Genomic DNA, 23,238 nt, shown 5'->3' with positions numbered 1-23,238 from the left:
TGTGAAAATGAGTGGAAAAATAGCGATAGTCGCTGTCTCGTGCATCCTTCCGGGTGCACATTCTCCTGAAGAGTTTTGGGAGTTACTCCAAGCGCAACAAGATGCGCGTAAAGAGGGGAGCGACGCTGATTTTGGGTTACCAAAATCAGAATTTATGAGTGATATACCCGTATCTGACAAGGTATATTGTGCGACGGGCGGGTTTGTAGAAAACTTTGCTTTTAATAGTGATAAGTATGTCCATCCTGATGTGAATATCACTGACCTTGATGATGTATTTAAGTGGCCATTGCACTGTGCTACAGAGGTATTAGAGCGAAAGACCAAACATGCAATAGATTTGAGCAGAACTGGAATTGTATTAGGTAACTATACATTCCCAACCAAGCAGTCTAATGCCCTGTACGTGCCATTTTGGCACGAACAGGTTGCACAGTTTATGGGCAGTGAACTTGATCTTGCGTTAAAGTGCCCAGAGCGTGAAAACATCGCGCCTGAAAACCGTCATGTATGCGGTAGCCCCCCTCAGCTAATTGCTAAGTTGCTTGGTTTAGGTGGCCCAGCATATGGGCTAGATGCTGCATGTTCTTCGGCGCTTTATGCTATCAAGCTTAGTATTCACCACCTGCTGAGTGGTCAAGCAGATCAAATGTTAGCGGGTGGCGTGAGTGCCAGCGATCCTTGGGTATTACACTCTGCATTTTCTGATTTTCATGCTTTTCCTCAAGATGGATATAGTCAACCATTTGAATCTCGTTCGCAGGGCATTCAGATAGGGCAAGGTGCTGGTATTTTTGTATTAAAGCGCCTAGAAGACGCTTTGTTACACGAAGATGAGATTTTGGCGGTGATCGAGGGCGTAGGTCTGTCTAATGATGGTGCGGGCAAGCATATGTTGGTACCTAGTAAGGCGGGACAAATACTTGCTTATGAGCGCGCCTTCAAAGAAGCGGGCATTGATAAATCTCAACTAGAGTATATTGAATGCCATGCGACAGGCACGCCGTTAGGGGATCAAACAGAGCTTAATTCTTTGGCGTCTTATTTCAATGAACAGTCATTGAAAATAGGATCAGTGAAAGGCAATACTGGTCATCTCCTGTCTGCGGCTGGCATCTCTAGTTTGATGAAGGTGATTTTGAGCTTACAGCACGACATGATCGCGCCGACTCGCATATTGTCTGAGACGCGCAGCGCAGATATCAATTTGGCGCTGGATCATAAAATTGTGACTCAGTTAACTCCTTGGCAAAGTGCGCATAAGAGCCGCTATGCAGCTATTTCTGCATTTGGTTTCGGTGGGACTAATGCCCATATGCTGCTTTCAGACAATACGGAATCTAGAGAGACACATGCTGTAGAGTTAAAAACTAACCATACGCCAATCGCCATTACCGGAATGGGTGCACACTTTGGCCCATTCGATAGTTTAAGCCGCTTTGAACAGGCTATTTTTAATGAACACTCTGGGGAGCGTCCGTTGTCTGAACAGCGCTTAAGAGGGTTTTCATTAGATAAGCAAGCCTGTAGCTATGTGGATGAATTTGATTTTGAGCCACTGCGATTTAAAGTGCAGCCTAAAACTTTGGCACAGTTCAATCAGCAACAGCTCTTGATGTTAAAGGTTGCCGAAGAAGCGCTTAAAAGTGCGAAGATAGAAAAAGGTAAATTGCGCAATGTAGCCGTTATTTTTGTTATGGAGTTGGACTCTTTTGCGCACATTCGTAGAGCGAAAGTGGAACTGCCGACATACATTGAAAATGTACTTCAAATCAACGGCATTAAATACGACGCTGAGCGTTTGTCACAATGGACTGAACAATGCGCCGAAGCGATATTCCCAAAAATTGGCTCAGATGAGGTACTCAGTTATATTGGCAATTTAATGGCGAGCCGCATTTCGTCAGCTTGGGATTTTAATGGACCCGCTTTTACGCTATCTAGCACGGGGGATGGGCTTCATTATGCAATGGAAGTTGCCAAACTATTAATGGCGGCGTCTGAGGTGGATGGCGTGTTAATCGGCTCGGTTGATATGGGCTGTAACCCTGAAGAGCTTTGGCTCGCACAATCGGATGCACAGAGTGTGCAACCAGGAGAAGGGGCAGGGGCTGTATTCTTGGAGTCGTCTGAATTGGCGCAAGAAAGAGCTGCTCGCGTGTTCGCTCATATTGAGCCTCAGTCAATGAATACTGAAGCAATGAACCTTGGCCTTATTGAAGTGCCTCAGGGTCATGCCAATACGGCAGATTTGGCGCAACGAATCCAAAATAGTGCTCAATCGGTAGCGATGGGAAGTGTACAGTCGGTGACTGGAACTGGCGCACAATCAACAGCATTGGCTGGATTAATTAAAGCAGCGTTATGTTTGCATCACAGATATATACCTAAATCAACAGCAGCTAGTACTTTGTTTGAACCGCTTCTGCAGACTCAAAACTGGCATGTTGCACAGCAAGGCTATCCGTGGGTATGCGATACGCGTAAATTGAAAAAGGCCGCCTTGGTCCACTTGTGCCCTGAGCAAGGGGCCCTGCACAATTGGTTGCTGACGGAGGGATGTTGGCCAAGCGACAATCATATTCTGGCGAACGAATTTATGATAATTCCATTTGCTGGTGAGTCGCTAGAACAACTCAGAACAACCTTGAATCAAGCCGTTGACGCCGTCAGCTCAGACAAGGATTTGATTGTACTTAGACGTAATCGCTTATTGGAATACGATGCCACTATTAGTGGCACGATGCGTGCTGCCATAGTGGCACAATCAGTAGAGCAATTTAAACAAGAAGTCGGTCGATTATTGCAGCATTTTGATTCCTCCGAGTTTGCATCTCGAACTCAATGGAAAACGCCTACAGGAAGCCGCTTTGAGGTGATCATACGGGATGAAGCACTGCCCGTAGCCTTCGTATATCCTGGTGCGTTCAACGCCTATGTTGATATGGGGAGAGGTTTCTTTAGATTATTTCCACAATTATTAAAAGGGTTTGAACAGCAATGGAAGGACCCCCACTTTGCAATGGCTATGGAGCAGGTGTACCCAAAGGCATCTGGTTCCTTGAGCCGTCGTGATTACATGCAGTTAGAGCTGGCCTTGCAAGATGATGTTGCGGCAATGATGTGCAGTGGCGGAAGTCTGGCCATTTTCCACACGCAGATGTTTAAGTCACAATTTAATGTCACGCCAGATTTTGCGTTTGGATACTCCCTAGGTGAAAGTTGTATGCTATTTGCCAATGACGTTTGGCAAATTGAGGGAGAGACATTCTATGAGCTTAAAACCAGTCCTTTATTTGAAGATGTGTTAGTCGGGCCGACCAAGGCTGCAAGACATTATTTTGGCGTTGAAGATTCATCAGAACCGGTGTGGAATAATTACGTTGTATTGGATGACGCACAAAAAATTATGCAACTTTGTGAAGGGAATGACGCAATCTTTCTCACCCACATCAATAGTCCATCAGAGGTTGTTATCGGTGGACAACCAGCAGCCTTATCATCACTGATAGAGACACACTCGTTGAGTGTCATTAAGACGCCAAACGGGCACATGTTACACAATGAAGCAATGCGAAGTGCAGAGCCTTTATTTAGAGATATGTGTGGATATCAAAGTCAAGGTGATGTGTCGGTACGCTTATTCTCTGGTAGCCAACAGGGTGAAATCATTGACTTCACAGCTGAGACATTGACACATAACATTGCCGATATGTTATGCAGAATGGTTGACTTCCCAAATATTATTCACCGTGCATATGCTGAAGGGGCAAGGTTATTTATTGAAGTTGGTCCAGGTGGTACATGTAGCCGGTGGATAGCAGAAACCCTTGCAGACAAACCGCACACAGTATTGAGCGTTGATTCGAGGAATCTGAGCGATATTGATGGCTTGAATCGTATGTTTGCACAGTTGTTTACGTTAGGTGTCTCCATTGATGTATCACACTTGATACCGGATGAACCGAGTAAAGTGATGTCTTTGCCGATTAAGGTTGGTGGACGTAACATGCTGGCAGATATCCAAGCACAAACCCCCGATATAGACTCATTGATTCAGGCTACGCCAGTGATTGATGAGCATACTATGTCTTCGTATGATGCAGAGGGATCTGTATCTCACCCTGTAAATAACACATCAACTATGTACAGAAAATCCGTTAATCACGATTTGTCGAGCAAACCAGTGTTGCATATTGAAGTTGCTGACAATGCTCACATCACTATTCGCACAGGCGCTTCAAGCAGTCTTGTTGCGCAATCAAGTGATCAAGCACATTTAACCGCAAAAGTGTCTGAATTGACCAAGCAAGGCTCGGTTGTTCGTGCTCAATCAAACAGTCAGTTGCCAGCAGAAGTGGAGCCAGTTACCTCGCTGCTTAATACGCAGCGTTTAATAAGTAAAGGTCAAGCGCATAAAGCCACACTGCATCATGCTTATTTGCAAACCCAGACAAAGTTAACCGAACAGGTGTTTGATTATGTACATACACAAATAGATGGAATGACGGGCACGGATACGATCACTAAGCCGGTTGCGGAAACGGTCTCCTTGCAACCTGAAAATGTTTCCACCTCTTGTGAGGTTGTTGAAGTTATTCCACATACAGAACATGAAAATGTGAAAATGGTAGGCTCGACAGAGGCACTGAACCACGTTACTCGTGATAACAAGCCTGAGGACGAGCAATTAAAACCAGTTGAAATACTGGGCTACAAAGAGCTTAAGGCGTTCGCCGCAGGCAAAATCGCAGATGCATTTGGTGAAGAATATGCCGAAATTGACCAATATGCTACGCGGGTTCGATTGCCTGATGACCCTTACTTTTTTGTCAGTCGAGTCACTCGCTTGGAAGCCAAGCTTCACGAACTCAAGCCGTGCATGTTGACCACGGAATACGATATTCCAGAGGATGCTTGGTATCTTATTGATGGTGTGGTGCCTCCGGGAATTGCAGTTGAAGCTGGACAGTGTGACTTATTATTAATCAGCTACTTAGGTGTCGATTTTTTCAATAAGGGGGAGCGTCGTTATCGATTACTCGATGGCAAAATGACGTTTTTAGATAACTTACCTCGTGGTGGACAGACACTAAGATTCGACATCTATATTGAAAACTTCGTTTGGCAAGGCGATGTACTGTTATTCTTCTTCCGATATGATGGCTATGCAGACGATAAGCCAATCATGCAGTTAGAAGGTGGCTGTGCTGGATTTTTCAACCAGCAGGAATTGGATAATAGTCTAGGCGTGGTGTTGAGTAACGTCAAAACACCAGTTCCGCAATTTGTTAAGCCGCTTTTACAACACAACAAAACCAGCCTAACTCGCGACGACTTGATTCAATTGAGTCAGGGGAAAATTGAAAACGTATTTGGAGAAACTTACAAAGTTAACCCTAGAAATACGTCGATTAGATTACCAGATGAAAAGCTAATTATGCTCGATGAGATCACGCATATGGCACAACCACAAGCTTCTGGCACCGTGAAGATGATAGGTACTCAGTATCTGGACCCCGAAGCTTGGTTCTTTAAGTGTCATTTTGTAGATGATCAAGTTATGGCTGGCTCATTGGTGGCTGAAGGGGCTATTCAGATGCTACGAGTTTACCTAATTTCATTGGGTATGCATCATTGTTTTGAGTTGTGCGAGTTCCAACCTGTCCCAGGCGAGCTTATGGATATTAAAGTACGGGGTCAAATTGATAACACGGTGCCGTCGCTGCGATATGAACTTGAGATATTTGAAACTGGCTTTGTGCCTCGTCCATACGTCAAAGCACATGCGGTGATTTACGATGGTGATAAGCCTGCTGTATTGGTAGAAAATCTTTCCTTTAGGATCACGGAGTCACCTAACGCGCAGATAGCACCAAGGGCAAATGATCCCGCCTATTTCAGCGGCAGAGTATGTAGTGATGGTACACCAGCGGTACTCAATGAGTTTCATATGGCACATTGTGGCACTGGCAGTTTAGGCATTGCCATGGGCAGTGACTTCGAATTGTATGATGGTCGAGTCGCGCCGAGGGTTCCTAATTTGGACTTTAAGTTTATTGACCGTGTCGTTGAACTTAATGGGCAATGTAAGGAGTATACCGATGGCTCAACCATGATTGCGGAATATGACGTGCCTAACGCTGATTGGTACTATGATGATAACTATGGAAAAATGCCACTTACGGTGTTGCTTGAAACCAGTTTGCAGTCTGCGCTGTGCTTGGGCTATTTGTTGGGTCCTACACTTAACTACCCCGACAAAACTTATCATATTCGTAACTTACAAGGCACCACGACCTATCTAAAAGATATCGACCTTCGCGGTAAAACGATCCGTCATCATATTACTTTACTGTCGACCACCGTCATGCCCGAATCCATCTTACAAAATTTACGCTTTGATATTCGCGTTGATGGAGAGAGTTTCTATCAGGGGGAATCTGTATTTGGATTCTTTACGCATCAAATGATGGCGAAGCAAGTTGGCTTGGACAACGGTGATACCACAAGCTTTTGGTATGAGCAGCAAGCATTAGATATCACGCCTTATAAAGTGGATGAAGCCAAAGTGAAACCAGCTTTAGATAACCAAGACGTGTTTGCGGTATCAAAAGGGCGTTTATCAGTAATGGATGAAGTGTATTACTGTCCGCAGCAAGGTATTCACAAAGCGGGTTATTTATTTGTTAAGAAGTTCATTCAGCCAGATGATTGGTACTTCCAATATCATTTTCATGATGATCCGGTCATGCCTGGTTCTTTAGGTATTGAGGCGTTTGTACAGGCTGTACGCTTATTTGCGGTAGCTGAAGGCATTGGCAAGGAGCAGTTTAGCCAGCCAAGTTTCAGTGTCGCCACAGAAATACCGATGAATTGGATGTATCGAGGTCAAATCTTGCCCACAGATGACATGATGAATGTTGAAGTGCATATAGAGCGCATTGAACATCAAAGCGACAGAATACTTATATTTGCTCAGGCAAACCTATTTAATGACCATTTAAGAATTTATAACTCAGACAGCGTTGTAGTTGAGATTAAGGAAAAACAGTAATGAGTGTATCAACAGCAAAATCACATATCGAAATTGACCAAAGCTTATTCTCTCAATCGTATATAAAGGAGACGCTGCTGTCGCTGGATAAAGCATTGTCTGTTTATGAATATCAAGGTCAAATTACAGCACTAGCGCGCACAGGTTCTAGCTTAGGCGAACCATACAAGCATATATGTGACTTACCTGCCACTTCTGGCACCTTGCTGGGAAGTGAGGCGTTTCTACGTGCTTACAATTTAAAATATGCTTATATGACAGGGGCTATGGCCAATGGCATTGCATCAGCTGATTTGGTTATTAAAGCTGCGAAGGCTGGGTTGCTTGGCTCATACGGTGCAGGAGGCTTGCACCCGAGTATTATCGAACAAGATCTCATTAAGATTTCAACTGCACTGACTGATGAATCATACGCTGTGAACCTCATCCACTCTCCAATGGAAGGCATGCTTGAAAAGCGCTGTGTTGAGCTGCTGTTTAAGTACGGTGTTCGTGTTGTAGAGGCTTCGGCCTTTATGAGTGTGAATGAGAACATAGTACTGTATCGAGTTGCTGGCCTTTACCATGATGGTGAACGCGTATGCGCAAAGAATAAGGTGATTGCAAAAATCTCTCGCCCAGAAGTGGCTGTGCAATTTGCATCGCCCGCGCCAGATCACATTTTAAATAAGCTCGTAGAGTCGGGCCAGATCACGCAACAACAAGCGCTTTGGGCGAAAGAAGTTGCAGTTGCGGATGATATCACGGTGGAGGCCGATTCGGGAGGACATACGGATCGCAGAGCATTGACTACATTGTTCCCGGTTATTCGTCGTTTGGTTAGCCAACAAAATGAGCAATATCAATACGTGACGCCAATTCGTGTTGGTGCAGCAGGTAGTATTGGTACACCCGATGCCGTGTTCGCAGCATTTTCTATGGGGGCTGATTACATTGTTACTGGGTCAGTCAACCAAAGTTGTGTTGAGAGTGGTTCCAGCGACAAAGTGCGTAAGGTACTGGCAAACGTATCGATTTCAGATGTGGATATGGCACCGGCCGCAGATATGTTTGAAATGGGGGTGCAACTTCAAGTGGTCAAAAAGGGGACGTTATTCCCCATGCGAGCAAAGCAACTGTATAGCCTGTATAAAGAATATACTTGCATTGAAGAAATTCCCATGGATGTGAAACAAAAAATAGAGAAAGACATTTTTCAAGATACGTTAGAGGGCGTATGGGATAAGACTAAATCTTATTTCGAACAACGTGATGCAAGTCAGATAGAAAAAGCATTGGCAGATCCAAAACAAAAGATGGCACTCATTTTCCGATCATATTTAGGACAATCCTCCTATTGGGCAAACCAAGGTCTCGATGGTCGAGAAATGGATTATCAAATTTGGGCTGGCTCTGCGCTGGGTGCATTTAATGACTGGGTTGCGGGCACTGAATTAGAAGCGATAGAGAATCGACATGTTGATGTTGTAGCTAAAACATTGATGTGGTCAGGGGCTTATCTTCAGCGTTTATCAATTCTCAGAGCACATGGATTAGAAGTTTCTCCTTCTTATTTTAACGTTAAATCTATATAATAATGACAATTGTAAATGGAGTGTTTTTATGTTGTCGCTTATTAAGGAATTAAGTGAGCTGGCGAATGGGCTTGGTTGCCCATTTGATGATGACAGTGTTTTGTCTTTTAAGAATATGATGCGACTGGACGATCTGGATGAGTTCCCAAGAGAAGCCGTTGAGCATCTAAAACGCAGTGGTATTTTTGACTACACGGTATGGCATGAATTTGATGGGAAAATGACTGATTTCCCACAGATTATGTACATTATTCGGCTGTTGTCACAGCGCAACCCCACCGTGGCATTGCAGTTTGTATTGCATTTTATTGGTTATATCAGTGTCCTTTTAAAGGGGACTGATGAGCAAAAGCGGTATTATTCAGCGGCCTCCCTCAAGGGCAAGGGGATTTCTTGGGGCATTTCAGAAAAAGCAGTTGGCAGCGATATTGTGGCTAACCAAACCTCGTTTCGCGTGGATGACGATGGTTACTATTTAACTGGTGAAAAATGGCCAATTGGTCATTGTTATCAGAACGATCTAGTCATTGTACTTGCCAAAGATGAGAACAAGTCGGGACCTGCGGCCCATACCATGTTCATTGTGGATAAAAAAAGTGTACCACAGAAGCAGTTTCAGGTGCTGCCAAGAACTCGGTTACTGGGTTTGAGGGGAATGGACCTCAGTGGTGTTCGTCTCGATAATGCGCGTGCAGATCATGTTATTGGAGCGCAAGGTCGCGGTTTAGAAGCGATGCTTTGCAGTCAGCATGTTTGCCGAATTGGTGTTGCTGCTTTTGCCAACGCACTGGTTGATACATCGTTGCGAATTGCGCTGACGTTCGCAACTAAACGCGAACTATTTGGAAAGCCTGTTTGTGAGCAACCAATTACTCGACGTACTTTGGTTGATGCATTTGCCGACTTGTTAAATGGTGACATAGCGCTGATGGTGTCTGCTCGAAGTGTACATGTAACGCCAAAGAGTGTGAGCTTTTTGTCCTCTGTTGCAAAATATCATGTTCCTCACACTTATGAGTCAACGATGAATTCGCTTAGAGACGTGCTGGGCGCGCGCTCTTATTTAAGAGACGATTGCTATTTTGGTATATTCCAAAAGCTTTATCGAGACATTAGCTGTACAGGCTTTGTGGATGGCAATAAGCAAGTTAATTTGAATAATATTACGGCACAGCTGAGCGCCATATTAGGCCAATGTGGTGTTTCTACCGTTGAGGAAGAGTGCGTCAAAGCACTGTATGATTTCAATGCTGAAATGCCTGATGTTCGGTTAAATGAAATCACTGTGCTTAGTGGTAAACATGAATGTACTTTATTGAATCTTGCCAGTCATGTAGAGCGTTTGCCCAAACGCTTATCCTCTCTTGGCGTGGATAACATTTTAACTCAGTCGATTATTGCTCATGGGCAAGCTTTGTCCGCTGAATTGAACCGTCTAATCGATGATGAATTATCGGCCAAGTCAGCGCTTGGTCATCATTACTTCTCAAGTGTTGAATCGTTTGAGCTAAGTGCTCGAGCAGCACGGATTGTCATGGGATCACACGTTATAAGCACTCTTTTGTATACGGATTTTACGGAACAGTTTGCCGACCTGTCTTGGGTTGCGGTGTGTTTAAATCGGTTATTATCCTCGCCAACAGATTGTCCAGTGCCAAGCGAACTGTATGAGCGTGCGTATGCAGTGATGCAAGCGCTAGCTGATAGTGATCGTGCATTTTCAATTGTAAATTATCATATCGGCGTTAAAGAGCAATTCGCTGCTGGAGACTTAAATTTAGGAGGGAGTCATGCAAAATGAAACAACGATGAAAGGAGAATTGGCTTATCGTGCAGCACAATTCTTTGTGGCTAAGCGAAAAATATTAGCTTTACTGTCCTTAGTTTTGTTTGCCATTACATTGTTGGGGTTTCAGAATTTCAAGATCAGCGCTGACTATAAATCATTTTTTTATGATGATGATCCCAATATGGTGGTGTTTAACAAGCTACAAGAAACGTTCAATAAAAGTGACAACATTTTCATTGCGGTGAGACCAAAGCAGGGGGATGTCTTTACTCCTGAGGTATTAAAAGTAGTTGAGCAAATCACTGAAGAGTCGTGGTTAGTGCCGTTTTCTAAACGTGTTGATTCAATCATTAATTACCAATATACCTGGGTTGATGGTGATGATCTGCTTGTGCAGGGGTTATTTGATTCTCCTTCGCAGTTGTCTGCCAACGAGATAGAAAGTCGACGTCAAATAGCGCTACACCAACCGGAAATTCTGCACAAAATTATCAATGCGGATGGCACGGTAACAGGTATCAATATCACGACGGAATTGCCAGGGCTAAACAAAACAACGGAAGTGCCTGAGGCGGTTGGTTTTGTCCGAGAGATGGTTGCTAAGTACGAGCAGTCACACCCGAATCTTGAGCTGTATTTAGCTGGAAGCAATATGCTCAGTATGGCTCATCCTGAAGCGAGTAAAGCAAATAATAAGCTTTATGGAGTGATGTTGCTTGTGATTCTTATCATGTTGTTTGTGATTTATCGCAGTTTTAATGCCTCTTTTATTACGCTATTGGTGATATTGTTCTCAGCGCTGTCTGGGATCGCGTTTATTGCTGCTTTTGATGTAACGTTTACCGCGATAGGGACTTCTGGTCCTATTATGATCCTTGCTTTGACGGTCGCTCACTGTATTCACTTAATCCAAGGGTATTGTAATCAGCTTAAGTTGACCGCATCGACCGAGCAAGCGCTAATAAGCTCACTGGCAATGAATATGAAGCCGATCCTATTGGCTTCAGCTACGACGATTATCGGCTTTATGACTTTAAACTTCAGTGCAACTCCGCCATTTGGTGTACTGGGTAATGTGGTCTCAGCAGGTATTGGTTACTCCGTTATTTTTGTTTTTTGTCTTTTGCCTTTTTTATTGTTGTTATTTAAAAACACTAGCGTAAAAGGTGGCAATGTTGTCAATATGGGGACTTTTGCGGATTTCTTAATCGCTAAAAAGAAACCCGTTTTTGTATTGTCAGCGCTTATCTCAGTGACTTTGTCTGCATTTCTGATGAAGAATATTATCAATGACAATAACTTTAATCACTTTGACGAAACCACTGAATATAGAAAAAACATTGATTTTGTAGACGAGCATATCACGGGCGTCAAAACCGTTTATTACAAAATTGCGGCTGAACAAGCATATGGCGTCGTTGACCCTGAATATATGCGTATCCTAGAAGAGCTTGCTCAGTGGATAAGAACTCAGCCCGGTGTAGTTCATGTGTCTAGCTTCACCGATATCATGAAGCGACTCAATCAGAATATGAATGGAGGCGATTCAAGCCTTTATACCCTACCATCGGATAAAACCTTGGCATCTCAGTACTTATTATTATATGAATTGTCTCTGCCTTATGGCTTGGGGCTAAATAATATCGTGGATATGGAGCAGTCAGCCACGAAATTAACCGTGTCGATAAATAAGCTCTCTGATGTAGAAGTATTCAAGTTAGAAGAAGGCATACGCTTATGGTTGCAACAAAATGCGCCAGAGCATATGTGGACAAAAGGAACGGGTCAAAACATGATGTTTATCTATGTTCAAAAAAGTAACATAGAAAGCCTACTAAAAGGAGTATTCACTGGTTTAGTTCTGATTTCAATGATACTTGTCGTGACCTTTAGATCGATTAAGATTGGGTTGTTGAGTTTAATTCCGAATATTCTACCTGCGTTGATAGCTTTTGGGATTTGGGGAATTTTTGTTGGAGAAGTTGGGCTTGCTTTGTCTATGGTAATGGGTATGACAATGGGTATTGTCGTCGATGACACGGTTCACTTTTTGAGTAAGTACCTACAAGCTAGAAGGCAAGGGGAAAGTTCAGAGGCCGCTGTGAAGTACAGCTTTATACACAGTGGAGAAGCAATCGTGATCACCACGATCGTATTATGTATCGGCTTTTTGGTGCTTTGCATTTCGCCATTTACGCTCAGTGCTGATATGGGTCTCATGTGTGCGTTAACGATATTTATAGCGTTATTAACTGACTTACTATTGTTACCAACACTACTGATGCTATTTGATCGAGACAAAGAGACTGTCACTTCAGATTCAAAAGTAGAAGCTGAATTGGCCTCGTAACGCTTATTTTAAGGACAGATATGAAAAATGTGACTAAAGGTATATTAGGTGTATCATTGATTTTGTTTGGTCAGCACGCGCTAGCGCAGACAAACTTTGAAAAGGGTTTAGAAATCGCGACGAAGGCTGAACAAAAAGACGATGGATTTAAAGATGTTAAATCTACAGTTGAAATGATTTTGACCAATAGAAGTGGTGCAAGTGCTACCAGACAAATGACTGTTAAAACAGTTGAAGGCACTGGCGGTGAAGGTGATAAAAGTATACTTGTCTTTAACTCCCCAAATGACCAACGGGGGACCGCACTACTTACACACAATAAATTTGGTAAAGATAATGAACAGTGGCTTTATTTGCCCGCATTGAAGCGAGTTAAACGGATAGCGTCGAGTAATAAATCGGGGCCTTTTGTTGGAAGTGAATTTGCATTTGAGGATATTGGTGGAAGAGAGTTAGAAGATTATAGCTACTCGTATATTAAAGACGACACTTTCAATGAGCAAGATTGCTATGTGATTGAAAGTTATCCTAAAAGCAAGTATTCAGGGTATAAGCGATTGCGCACATGGTTTGACAAAGAGCATTTAAGGGTGCAAAAAATTGAATTTTACGATAAGAAAGATAGCCATTTAAAAACATTACTCGCAAAAAGCTATCACAAGTATGATGAACGGTTTTGGCGGGCACACACATTGGAGATGGTTAATCATCAAACACAAAGTGTAACAGTGTTAAAAAGCTCTGAATATCAGTTTGGATTAGGGATGACTAAAAGGGAGTTTAGTCAGGCTGCATTGAAGCGGTAGTGCTTATAGCTCAGTGTCATTTCATTAAACACTCAACAATGAAATGGCACTGAGTCTCACTTGTGTTTTTTTAAGCAAGTTGGCAGCGGGATGTCTTAAACTTATTCCATGGATAGCGCTGAGTAGACGATTATAAAAATAGCGGCTATGGCTAAGTAACAAGGAAAATATGCAACAGATTTTATTATTTGCACAAAGGATTTCGGCTCCAAGAACGGTAGAGGCTGCCCCATTTTTATTCGAATTGTAAGCAGGAATGGGTAAATACCAGCGGACTTGTCAATTTAGCGTAACCTGCTATCACGTATATCCAGAAGAAGTATAATGACCAATAACCTAAGTGTTATTGATTTGCTAGTGAGTTGGACAGAGCTAACAAATAACGATACTTTTAAGAAAAATGGCTATCATCTTCTTATAAATAAATGACATTCTTAGTTGCGTTTCCAAAAGTATACAATGAATATAGAGCATTGTACTTTCCAACCCCAAGATTTTGATCAGTTAATGAATTTGTTTTCTACCCCCATCACGCTTGAAGTAGTGAGTTTGTTGCAAGTGGTGTTTGCGTTTATGACCGCATTTGGTGCCGCGCTGGTGTTTCAGGTGGCTAAGTTTCGGTTGTTGGCGTTGTTTTTGGCGTTTCAAAGTGTGTTGTGTGTGCTGAATATTGCTGAGAATAATGGGCTGTTGGGGGAGGTGTTGATCACGCCGGCATTTACCTTGCTGTTTGGACCTTTGTTGTATTTGTTGGTGAGTGCGCTAACGGGGAGTGAGCCAAAGGTAACGGTGAAAACGGCCGCGCATTTTTTACCGGCGTTATTAGCGTTGCCGTTTACCTCACAGGTGCAAACGGTGGTGTTGCTGGGCACGTTCAGTCAGCTGGCTTATATCTTTGTGTGTTTTATCAAATTGAGTCAATACCATAGCTTACTTAAGTCGGTCAGCTCGCAAGTCGATACTTACTCATTAAAGTGGCTATCAACGGCACTTGGGGTGTTTAGCGCTTTATTGGTGTTAGATTTAGTGCGAATGAACACCCAAACCATCACGCCGTTGTTACTCAAAAAGGGGCTGTATTTTGCCAGTGAACTGGTGTTTTTTAGTTTGTCTTGTTACTTAATTTTTAAAGTGGTGCGCAGCCCCGAGGTGTTTGACGATGTTAAGCGTTATCAAAGTTTGCTGAATGAGCCAGACAATGAGAAGCAAGATGATGCTTTGGCACAGACTATTTTTAGCGAAATTGAACAGGCGGTTTGGCATGAAAAGCTTTATCAACAGCCTAAATTGACCATTGCCGAATTGGCTGAACATACCGGGTTTAAAGTGCGAGATATTTCTTGGGCGGTGAATTCCATCGCGCGGCGCAACTTTAGTGATTACATTAACAGCCTGCGTGCAAGGGCGGTGAAAGAAATCATAGAAACAACGCCACATTCAACTCTGCCGCTAATAAATATCGCTTTAGATCATGGGTTTAATTCAAAGTCGACGTTTTTTAATAGCTTTAAAAAGGAGTTTGAAGTCACGCCAATGCAGTTTAAAAAGCAGTTATTTAGTCGCGGATCAGGATCTTAAACCTGATTTGGGGCGGGCTTTGTTATGCTGGTGGCAAGTAAATCGCGATAGCGGTATTAATCGCAAAGGAGACGTTGAATGTTGTATTTGAGTGGGCGCATGTTGTTAAGTGCTTTGTTGTTAGTTGGTGTGAGTTTCAATGCCGTGGCGCAAAATAAAGCCACCGAGATGGTAAACCAAGCCGACAATGTTTACCTTGCCAGCCAAGTTAAAAAACCAACGGACTATTTTACTGATAAACAACAAGCGGTGAAGTTTGCCAAGCAAGCTCAGTGGCAACAAGCCAAGCCTTTATTAGAAAAATTAACTAAGCAATATCAAAACGATGGTGCTACTTGGTATTTATTGGGGTTGGCGTATTTTAATCACAAGCAGTGGCTTGAAGCGGTGGGTGCGTTTGAGCAAGCGCTTTCGCTGGGCTATCGCTTAACAGGCATCCCCGATGGTGCCAGTACACCAAACGATTTGATGGTTAAAATTGCCCAGGCGTATGGCTTTGCAGGCGAACAAAGTAAAGCCATTGAATGGCTCAACAAAGCCCTTGCCGCGCGCTGGGATGATAAACCTAAACTGGCTGGCCGCAGTTTGTTCAGCCGTGACACCATGGCCGCGTTTAAGAGCATGGAAAATAGCGATACGTTTAAGCGCGTCGCAGGTGTGATTGATACACAAAACATAAGCCGAGATGAAGGCTGGCGCAGCGATTTAGCCTATCTTTATGCTGAAATTCAGCGCCTGCACGTCAATCCGTTTCATTCTATCAGTCAAGCTGACTTTAAAGCGCAAGTTGATGCGCTAGACAAACGTATTCCACAATTGAGCGACCAACAAATTGTGTTTGGCTTTATGCGGTTGATTGGCCTGCTTAACAATGGTCACAATATTTTAATTCCAGCATGGGGTGCGCAGGGGAATTTTGCCCAGTTGCCCGTGCAGTTTTACCTATTTAACGATGGCTTGTACATCGTTGCAGCAAGTGATGACTATCAACATTTGATTGGCAGTAAAGTTGAGCGTTTTGGTGATGTGAGCGTCGCTAAAGCCATTGAGTTGGTAGGCAGCATTAACGCACGCGACAATCAAATGCAGCAAAGTTGGTTAGCGCCGTATTATTTAAGCTTGGTCCCTGTGCTGCAAGGTTTAGAAATTGTACCGGCTGAGCAAGCGGTGACGCTGACGTTACGTAAACAAGACGAGCAGTTTACGGTAACACCAAGTACACGAGCTATGCGTTTTGGCGGATTTCCCAAATTACCTAAGCTACCTAATTTGCGCGCAAGCGAGTTACCGACTTACTTAAAACATAACGACAGACCTTATTGGCATGAACACTTCGGTGAAAAAGGTTTTTTATATGTGCAAGTGAACGATGTGAGAAATCGCAAGGATGTGTCACTGGCTGAATTTAGCACGCAGCTCAGAGATATAATTATAAGTAAAGATATCAATCATCTAGTTTTAGACTTACGCCATAATAGCGGCGGTAATGGCTCCATTACACCGCCCTTGATTGCTTTAACTGCGTTTTTTGAACTGTATAAACCACAGGGTAAGTTGTTTGTGATGGTGGGCCGTAATACCTTCTCGGCAGGCCACGATATTTTGGTTAAAGTGCAGGCTATTACAAACCCAATTATTGTGGGTGAGCCGTCGGGCACGCGCCCCAATACCATTGGTGAATCGGGCTGGTTTAACTTACCGTATAGCGGGCAGCACGGTTTATTGTCGTCGCAATTTCATCAAACCAGTGCGCCGGAAGATCACCGTATTTGGGTGGCACCCGACTTACCCGTAGAGCTCAGCGCTGATGATTATTTTGCGGGCAAAGACCCTGCACTTGATGCCATTTTCTCGCTCATTGAGCAAAACTAACAATCACGAGCGCGCACTCGGTGTGCGCTGCAGTATAGCTATTCGCGTAACTCGATTACTTTCTGATCTATACCGATAAACTGCTCCAGCAGGAGTTGCTCATTGTGTAAGTCAGTCACTTTCCACGCGGTGGGTTTCAGGGTTTTAAGTGTTTGAATAAATTGCCCGTTTAAGTGGTATTGGTTTAGGGCAAAGGTTTGCTTATCAACGCTATAGATAAACTCATTTTTGACCAATAAAGCTTTACCGTTGAGATGGGGGAGCGCAGTAGAGGGCGTTAAATTTGGCGCCAACGCACGACTAAATACTTCGCCTTGTGCGTTACTGTAAATCAGTTGCTTGTGACTGACCCACGCATTTTCAACGCCATCGATGTTGTATGGTGTGAGTGCATTTGTGATGATATTCAACTGGTAAAGCTGTGTAGTTAGCTTGCGCTTAATCAGTACTAGCACGGTGTCGTTATCCAGCCAGCGCAAAACAGAAAATAGAGGTTGGTGGGTACTTACAAATTTGCTCTGTTTTTTTAAATCAGAGCTTTTTAAATCAAAGCCTTTTAAATTATCACTTTGAATGCTGGTGAGTGCCAGTTGGCCATTGTCTACCCAGGCAATTGTTCGGCTATTCGCAGACCATGCATAACCGTGAATTTGACTGTGACTTTTTCGATGGGTTAATTGCACCGCATTGCCTGTATTTTGCCATAGCCATAATTCATCTTGCCCTGTTTGATCGCTAACAAAAGCGATGTTTTGCCCATCGGGAGAAAAGCGTGCCATGCGCTCTTGGGCGGGAGTACGAGCGAAACTTGGGTAGGGTGTGACAACGGTATTTAGGTCTACAACGAGTTGTTGAGTTAAATCAGCGTTTAAATTTAAGCGTGCAATGTCGATGTCTTTAGCCCCCTGAATAGCCAGTAAGGTGTTGTTAGTTGGGTGTTGGCTTACGGAAATTAAACGCTGGCTAGGTGTGTTTACCTTGCTCACTCGGCCATCAAGTTCAACTTTATAAAGATGCTGATTGTGTACGGCAAGTAAGTACTCACCTTGAGTTGAAAATTTAGCTGTAAAAAGCAGGTTTGTATCAAACTCGAGCTCAGTTGTGAGCTTTGCCTGTTTTAGCAGTTGGCCACTTTTATTGAGTAAAATAAGCAGGGTTTGCTGGTTATCATTTTGCGCAAATAACGCAAACTGCTGACGGATTGGGTGATAGTCAAAATGGTAAACCGACAGGTTATTATCACTAAACAAAGGCGTAATTTGCTTAGTCAAATCGTTGTAATGCATCAAGGTATAGTCAATACCATCAGATTGCAAAAAGGCATACTGGTGGTTGGCGAGTGCTTTTGGTGTTTTTATTTCAGTGGCTTGGCATTGATAACGGGTGCTCGGCGTTTGCGGCTGAACCAGTGCTTGGGCAAAATCTAACGTGGCTAAGGTCCAACAAGAGTTCATTCGTGACGGGCTAGAGGTTGTTTTTTCACACGTATCGTTTGCAGTAAATACCAGCTCTCTGCCATCGGTTGTAAAGCTTGGTGCACCAAATTGCCCCGCATTATCCGTAAGTTGCACTTCTTTGCCTGTGCTGAGTTCCTTAGACCAAATATGACTTTTACAATTGCCCGCATAACGGTTAAACACGATGTATTGAGCATTTGGGCTATAAATGGCGTGAGACTCGTGGGCATCGGTATGTGTGAGTTGTGTAATTTGCGTGTAGTGTGTATTGGACGCTTCTGTCCAAAATAAGGTAATGAGCAACAGCAGAATAGAGATAAACGTCATGGTAAATGCTACGGGTGTTAGCCCAAATATGCCTGAGTGTTTTGTTTCATGCGGCTGGTTGTGTTCATTCGCTGGAGTTTGCCATGTGACCTCACACAATAGTCGATAACCAATTTTGGGGTGAGTGGCTATCACCGCAGGAGATTTAGCATCATCTCCAAGCTCTTTGCGCAATATCGCAATACACCGTTGGAGTGCGTTAGGCACTACTTCTGCACCTTGCCAAACTTGTTCCATGAGCGTTTGGTGCGTGACTACTTCATTGGGGTGCTGCGCCAATACATACAATACCTTGAGTACCTTAGGCTCCACTTTTGTTTGCTGCGTTTCGTGTTCTATGACTGAACGTGACAAGTCAATTTTATAATGTCGGATATAAAAAGTGGGCAGCTGTGTCATGGTAGTTACTCATTATTCTCTGGCCACAGTGTATGGGCTATTGATTTTGCTGTCTAGGCGCGAGTAGACGAAGGTTAGGTTGTTTAGAAATTAAATAAGTTTATAAAACAAAGTGTTAAAATGCATCAGCGATTAATCAGCTTTTAATAAGCTTGCCTTTGTGGTGTATGCTTTACTGCATTTGTTTACTTGCGATGAATTAGAAAAGCAAAGGCAGTGTGATGACAGAAAAAAACAATATTAATACTGGGTGCTGGGTTGCTGTGATCTTACTAATGTTATTCAGCACCAAGCTGTTGGCAGATGACCGAGCACAGCAAGTGATTGAGCACGCGGTGAGCGCATATGGCGGTGAGCAGCTCAAACAACTTAAGAGCATCTCAGTACAGGATAAGCAGCTGCATTTTTCACAGTGGCAAAGTGGCCATGCATTGCAGGGCGACATGGTGAGTTATTTAAACGAGCAGCAACTTGAGTTGGCGATTGATTTTATCGCACAGCGAAAAGTGTTTAAGCGTGCCACATCGAGGTTAGTGGGTGGGCATGGCTCGGATAGCCCCAGCGTGATGCACCGACTTTACAGCAATGGAAAAGGGTATGGGATTGATCATGCCTTGGAGCAATATCGTTCTTCTGAGCGGGTACGTTTTGATAATGTAGACATAGGGCAAAGCCAGTTGATTGATACGCTCATTGTCAAAAGGTTAATTGACGATGAAGCTGCTAGTGTTTGGACGGATCGGGCCTACATTCAAGGGCAAGCTCATGATGTGCTCACGATGCACAAAGGCACAAAGCATGAGTATACCGTTTATATCAACCAAACTTCAGGTTACTTAACGCGGTTGCTCAAAAAACAGCATGGTCAGCGTGTGAGTGTCGATTTTTTAAATCACAAAACAAGTAATGGGCTGGTATGGGCACAGCAGGTGTTCGCAGGCACAGCGCAAGGGCCTATTTTTCATAGCAACGCAAGGCGAGTGATGTTTAACTCAGTGCGTAATGGCCAATTTGCTTTACCAACAAATTACCACACCCCTCCAAGCGATGTGCCAGTGGATGTATCACAGCACACTATTAGAGAGCTAGCTCGCGGTGTTTATTATGTGGGTAAAGAATGGTCATACAGTTTGTTTATTGATGTCGGTGATTATTATATTTCGGCAGGCGCTTGGCAACTGGATGAACACAGTCAAGATTGGCTGAACAATGTGGCATTGCTCAGAGCAACCACCCACAGCGATAAGCCTATCAAGCAGCATGTCGTTACTCATCACCATGGCGATCATTTAATGGGCATAAACGATGTGCTTGCGCAAGGCGCCGCTTTGATTGTGCATGCCAATCATCTAGATGCGGTGCAAAAACACCTCAACAAGCAATTAGCGCCAAACCAGCTGATGAGTATTACTCAGCCAACACAATTAGCTGACGGCAAGGTGCAGCTATTTGATGTGCCAACAAGTCATGCCAGCCATAACTTAATGATTTATCTGCCAGAGCATAAGCTCCTGTTTAGCGAAGATATATTTGGTAGCAGCTGGCAAACAGGCTTTGATTCGCCCAGTAACTGGCCCGACGGTGATGCCTATCATCGCCTTGCGGTATTGATGAGTAAAGTGGATGAGCTGAGCATTGACGTTGAGCAGCTTGTGTCATCGCATCATGCAAGGGTGCTGACTAAAAAAGACATTCAGCGTGCAAGAGCAATACCTCTGGCGGATAAACTGACGTTGCTAAAGCGTGTATTCGATTGAGCTTTATTTGTGTAAAGCCTGCCAATAAATAAGAACTAAGGCTCGTTAGGGCTATCTCCATCGGCCTCTTTTTTCTTGGGCTGCTCTTGTTTTGCTTTTTCTACATTTTTAAACACAGTGGGTGGAATAGGGAAAAGCGAAATAAGCGGAAAAAAGGCTAAAAATATAAATGCCCCTTTGGGCATTTTTTTACCCCACCTAACCATAGCAAATAGTGCTTTTATCACCACATAAAGCACCACGATGAATAGTGAATACTGCGCCAAAGTGCCCCAAATACTTGAAGTAGAAAATAAGTTCATAGCCTTGCTTTGATTGTTTCTAAAATAGTTATTTGAGGGCGCGTTGTTGAAATTACAAACTTTTTCGTCGGTCGCGATAAGCGAATCGCCGTCCAACGTCGCCGCAATTATTAATCACGGTATGCTGGTGTGGCTTCGCTTTTCTTTTAAGTTATGTGCTTTACAATCCTTGGTTCACCATATCTTTTATCTTACGGGCCTTTTCAAAATGGTCTAGCTGGTGGGTTTGGATCCACCATGTTGCGGCTTCCATAAGTAGTGCTGGGTCGCTGTTTTTATTAGCAAAAAAGGCGTAAAACGACAGCCCAACCGTGTCGCCTTTGGCGGCCATTTTTTTATCGCAGACTTCAATGATTTTGGCGCGTAGGCTTTCTCGCATTTAATTTTCCTTTGTCGTTAGAGTACGCACGGTGATGTCGTTTATGTCACAGGCGTTATGCTGGCAAGCAAGGCGAAACCCTTGTTCGATTTTACTTTTTGACAACTTTGCTTGGTCGGCTTGCGTTACTTTTACAGTTTGTTTTGTTTGTATTCTACATAAACCACAGGTGCCGCCACCACCGCAATTTGAGGGGAGTTGTATGCTGTGTCGAAGCCAAGTTACGTGGCAATGCTCATACTATTGATACTTAAATTTTATTTCATGCTTTTTTTCATGTTGTTGCGTGTGAATATGTAGGCTCTTTAACCAACATGGAGAGTTTTATGTTTTCTAAAATCAATTTACTTATTATTCTTTTCAATGTCTTTGTAAGCTATGCAGTAAAAGCTTATGACTTTGATGATTTTAATGAATTAGGGTATCACTTAGAATTGTGTAATGCGTGTGACAGCTTAGGGCAATATAAGCAAACAGCATTGAATGCAAGCCCTGGTGACGCTGATGTTGTTGTTGTAAATTTGAAATCTCAAAAAGTAAAAGCATTTAAAGTGTTTAAAGAATATGATCCAGAAAGAGGCTGGCTGTCAGATGTTTCACAGATTAACGTCCCAACATCAGCCCTAGAGTCAGCAAATAAGGTATTTCAATTGTTATCTAGGCTGGATACTGTAAACAATCAATTATCAGCTTTACAAGAGAGTAATCTCTCTGGACAAGTTTCCAGAGATAATCCATTACTTGTAGTGCCGATTCCTCCTACTTTGAATACTATTAGTACTCATAGCGCGAGAGTCGTTATTACTAGTGAAAGTTCAGCCGATGCGGTGTCGAATTATTTGCGAGCGAAAACACTGATTGGCTTTACAGACTATGTATCAAAGTCTTTTAAGATACTTGTTTTGAAAATGAACATTTCTGTTACTACAGTTTTTTCAGATGGCACATCAGTAGATTGGTTATTGGGCAACCCTTTTGAAAGCAAAAGACCTTACAGAATTAAACGTGGGTCGGCAAAAGAAAGAGACGGTAGTACTATCTATGATCCATTAGATCCAAATGGCGGAGCTGGCTCATATTATGAAAGTAAGCTTGTTGAGACATATCACAGATATGACGATACAATTAACCAAAGTTGTGTTCGGTACGTTGTGAGTTATTCAGACGGTGGCAACCCCTCTTTTGGTGTTGTTTGTTTCGTCACTTACTGATAGACAAATCAAATGGAGGTCCTATGAAAGCTTTATTTATCGCACTATCATCATTTTTACTCGGTGTTTTGACCACGGGCTATATCGGCTTTAATATCGCGGTACTGCCAAGCTATGCAGGTCAATATAGTATGGCATTGGACTATTACTCCGATTTAGAGCAGGGTAAACAGGAAGATGCGCTAATTAGCCTTAAAAAGGTCTACTTTCCTAATCAAAGTTGCTTTATACATCAACTTGTTGCATCTCCTTGGGTGATCAACAAAGCGAATTATGAAGCATCTTTGCAGTCAGGGTTTGCGCATATTGGGATTGAAAAGAACCAAATAGAGTCTTTTTGTGATGATTTAAATGAGCTGAATTAACCTCTATTTTAGTGA

Annotated in this window: 14 protein-coding genes; 10 read left to right on the top strand and 4 right to left on the bottom strand. The window is 43.2% G+C overall.

Annotated features, from left to right (window positions below; genetic code table 11):
* The first annotated feature begins 7 nt into the window (after positions 1-7).
* The 7 genes from AC5FX4_RS17375 (at position 8) to AC5FX4_RS17345 (ending at position 17,026) form a co-directional block, all read left to right on the top strand.
* Entirely contained in the window at positions 8-7,057 is a 7,050-nt protein-coding gene (locus AC5FX4_RS17375) for a beta-ketoacyl synthase N-terminal-like domain-containing protein (protein ID WP_493607570.1), read from the top strand.
* Positions 7,057-8,631 carry a PfaD family polyunsaturated fatty acid/polyketide biosynthesis protein gene (locus AC5FX4_RS17370; RefSeq protein WP_493607569.1) on the top strand — a complete coding sequence of 525 codons (1,575 nt, stop codon included), beginning with the start codon at positions 7,057-7,059 and terminating at the stop codon, positions 8,629-8,631. Before AC5FX4_RS17375 ends, AC5FX4_RS17370 begins: the two co-directional genes overlap by 1 nt.
* Positions 8,632-8,659: 28 nt before the next feature.
* Complete coding sequence (locus tag AC5FX4_RS17365; RefSeq protein ID WP_493607568.1) at positions 8,660-10,432, top strand: acyl-CoA dehydrogenase family protein; 1,773 nt, start codon at positions 8,660-8,662, stop codon at positions 10,430-10,432.
* On the top strand, positions 10,422-12,770 hold the full coding sequence (locus AC5FX4_RS17360; protein WP_493607567.1) for an efflux RND transporter permease subunit: 2,349 nt from the start codon (positions 10,422-10,424) through the stop codon (positions 12,768-12,770). The genes AC5FX4_RS17365 and AC5FX4_RS17360 overlap by 11 nt, the downstream gene beginning before the upstream one ends.
* Before the next feature lie 20 nt (positions 12,771-12,790).
* On the top strand, positions 12,791-13,576 hold the full coding sequence (locus tag AC5FX4_RS17355) for an outer membrane lipoprotein-sorting protein (protein ID WP_493607566.1): 786 nt from the start codon (positions 12,791-12,793) through the stop codon (positions 13,574-13,576).
* A gap of 459 nt (positions 13,577-14,035) precedes the next feature.
* Positions 14,036-15,154, top strand: a complete 1,119-nt coding sequence (locus tag AC5FX4_RS17350; RefSeq protein WP_493607565.1) for a helix-turn-helix domain-containing protein — start codon at positions 14,036-14,038, stop codon at positions 15,152-15,154.
* A gap of 78 nt (positions 15,155-15,232) precedes the next feature.
* Complete coding sequence (locus tag AC5FX4_RS17345) at positions 15,233-17,026, top strand: TPR end-of-group domain-containing protein (RefSeq protein ID WP_493607564.1); 1,794 nt, start codon at positions 15,233-15,235, stop codon at positions 17,024-17,026.
* Between the two features lie 38 nt (positions 17,027-17,064).
* Here AC5FX4_RS17345 and AC5FX4_RS17340 read toward each other — a convergent pair whose 3' ends face one another.
* A complete protein-coding gene (locus AC5FX4_RS17340; RefSeq protein WP_493607563.1) occupies positions 17,065-19,209 on the bottom strand; it encodes a winged helix-turn-helix domain-containing protein in 2,145 nt (714 codons plus the stop codon).
* 221 nt (positions 19,210-19,430) lie between these two features.
* Here AC5FX4_RS17340 and AC5FX4_RS17335 point away from each other — a divergent pair, with 221 nt between their 5' ends.
* Positions 19,431-20,966, top strand: a complete 1,536-nt coding sequence (locus AC5FX4_RS17335) for an MBL fold metallo-hydrolase (RefSeq protein ID WP_493607562.1) — start codon at positions 19,431-19,433, stop codon at positions 20,964-20,966.
* A 35-nt stretch (positions 20,967-21,001) separates the two neighbouring features.
* On the opposite strand, the gene AC5FX4_RS17330 is transcribed toward AC5FX4_RS17335, so the two are convergent.
* The 3 genes from AC5FX4_RS17330 to AC5FX4_RS17320 form a co-directional block, all read right to left on the bottom strand.
* Positions 21,002-21,268, bottom strand: a complete 267-nt coding sequence (locus tag AC5FX4_RS17330; RefSeq protein WP_493607561.1) for a hypothetical protein — start codon at positions 21,266-21,268, stop codon at positions 21,002-21,004.
* Positions 21,269-21,428: 160 nt separating this feature from the next.
* The gene (locus AC5FX4_RS17325) at positions 21,429-21,647 is read right to left on the bottom strand and encodes a DUF6500 family protein (RefSeq protein ID WP_493607560.1); all 219 of its coding nucleotides are present in this window, start codon (positions 21,645-21,647) and stop codon (positions 21,429-21,431) included.
* On the bottom strand, positions 21,648-21,851 hold the full coding sequence (locus tag AC5FX4_RS17320; RefSeq protein WP_493607847.1) for a 2Fe-2S iron-sulfur cluster-binding protein: 204 nt from the start codon (positions 21,849-21,851) through the stop codon (positions 21,648-21,650).
* A gap of 122 nt (positions 21,852-21,973) precedes the next feature.
* Here AC5FX4_RS17320 and AC5FX4_RS17315 point away from each other — a divergent pair, with 122 nt between their 5' ends.
* Positions 21,974-22,858 (top strand): hypothetical protein, encoded by an 885-nt coding sequence (locus AC5FX4_RS17315; protein ID WP_493607559.1) that lies wholly within the window; start codon positions 21,974-21,976, stop codon positions 22,856-22,858.
* 23 nt (positions 22,859-22,881) lie between these two features.
* On the top strand, positions 22,882-23,223 hold the full coding sequence (locus tag AC5FX4_RS17310; protein ID WP_493607558.1) for a hypothetical protein: 342 nt from the start codon (positions 22,882-22,884) through the stop codon (positions 23,221-23,223).
* Positions 23,224-23,238 lie beyond the last annotated feature (15 nt).

This window comes from Pseudoalteromonas sp. ATL1 (genome assembly GCF_058933015.1).
This window is presented reverse-complemented; position numbering and strand designations above follow the sequence as displayed.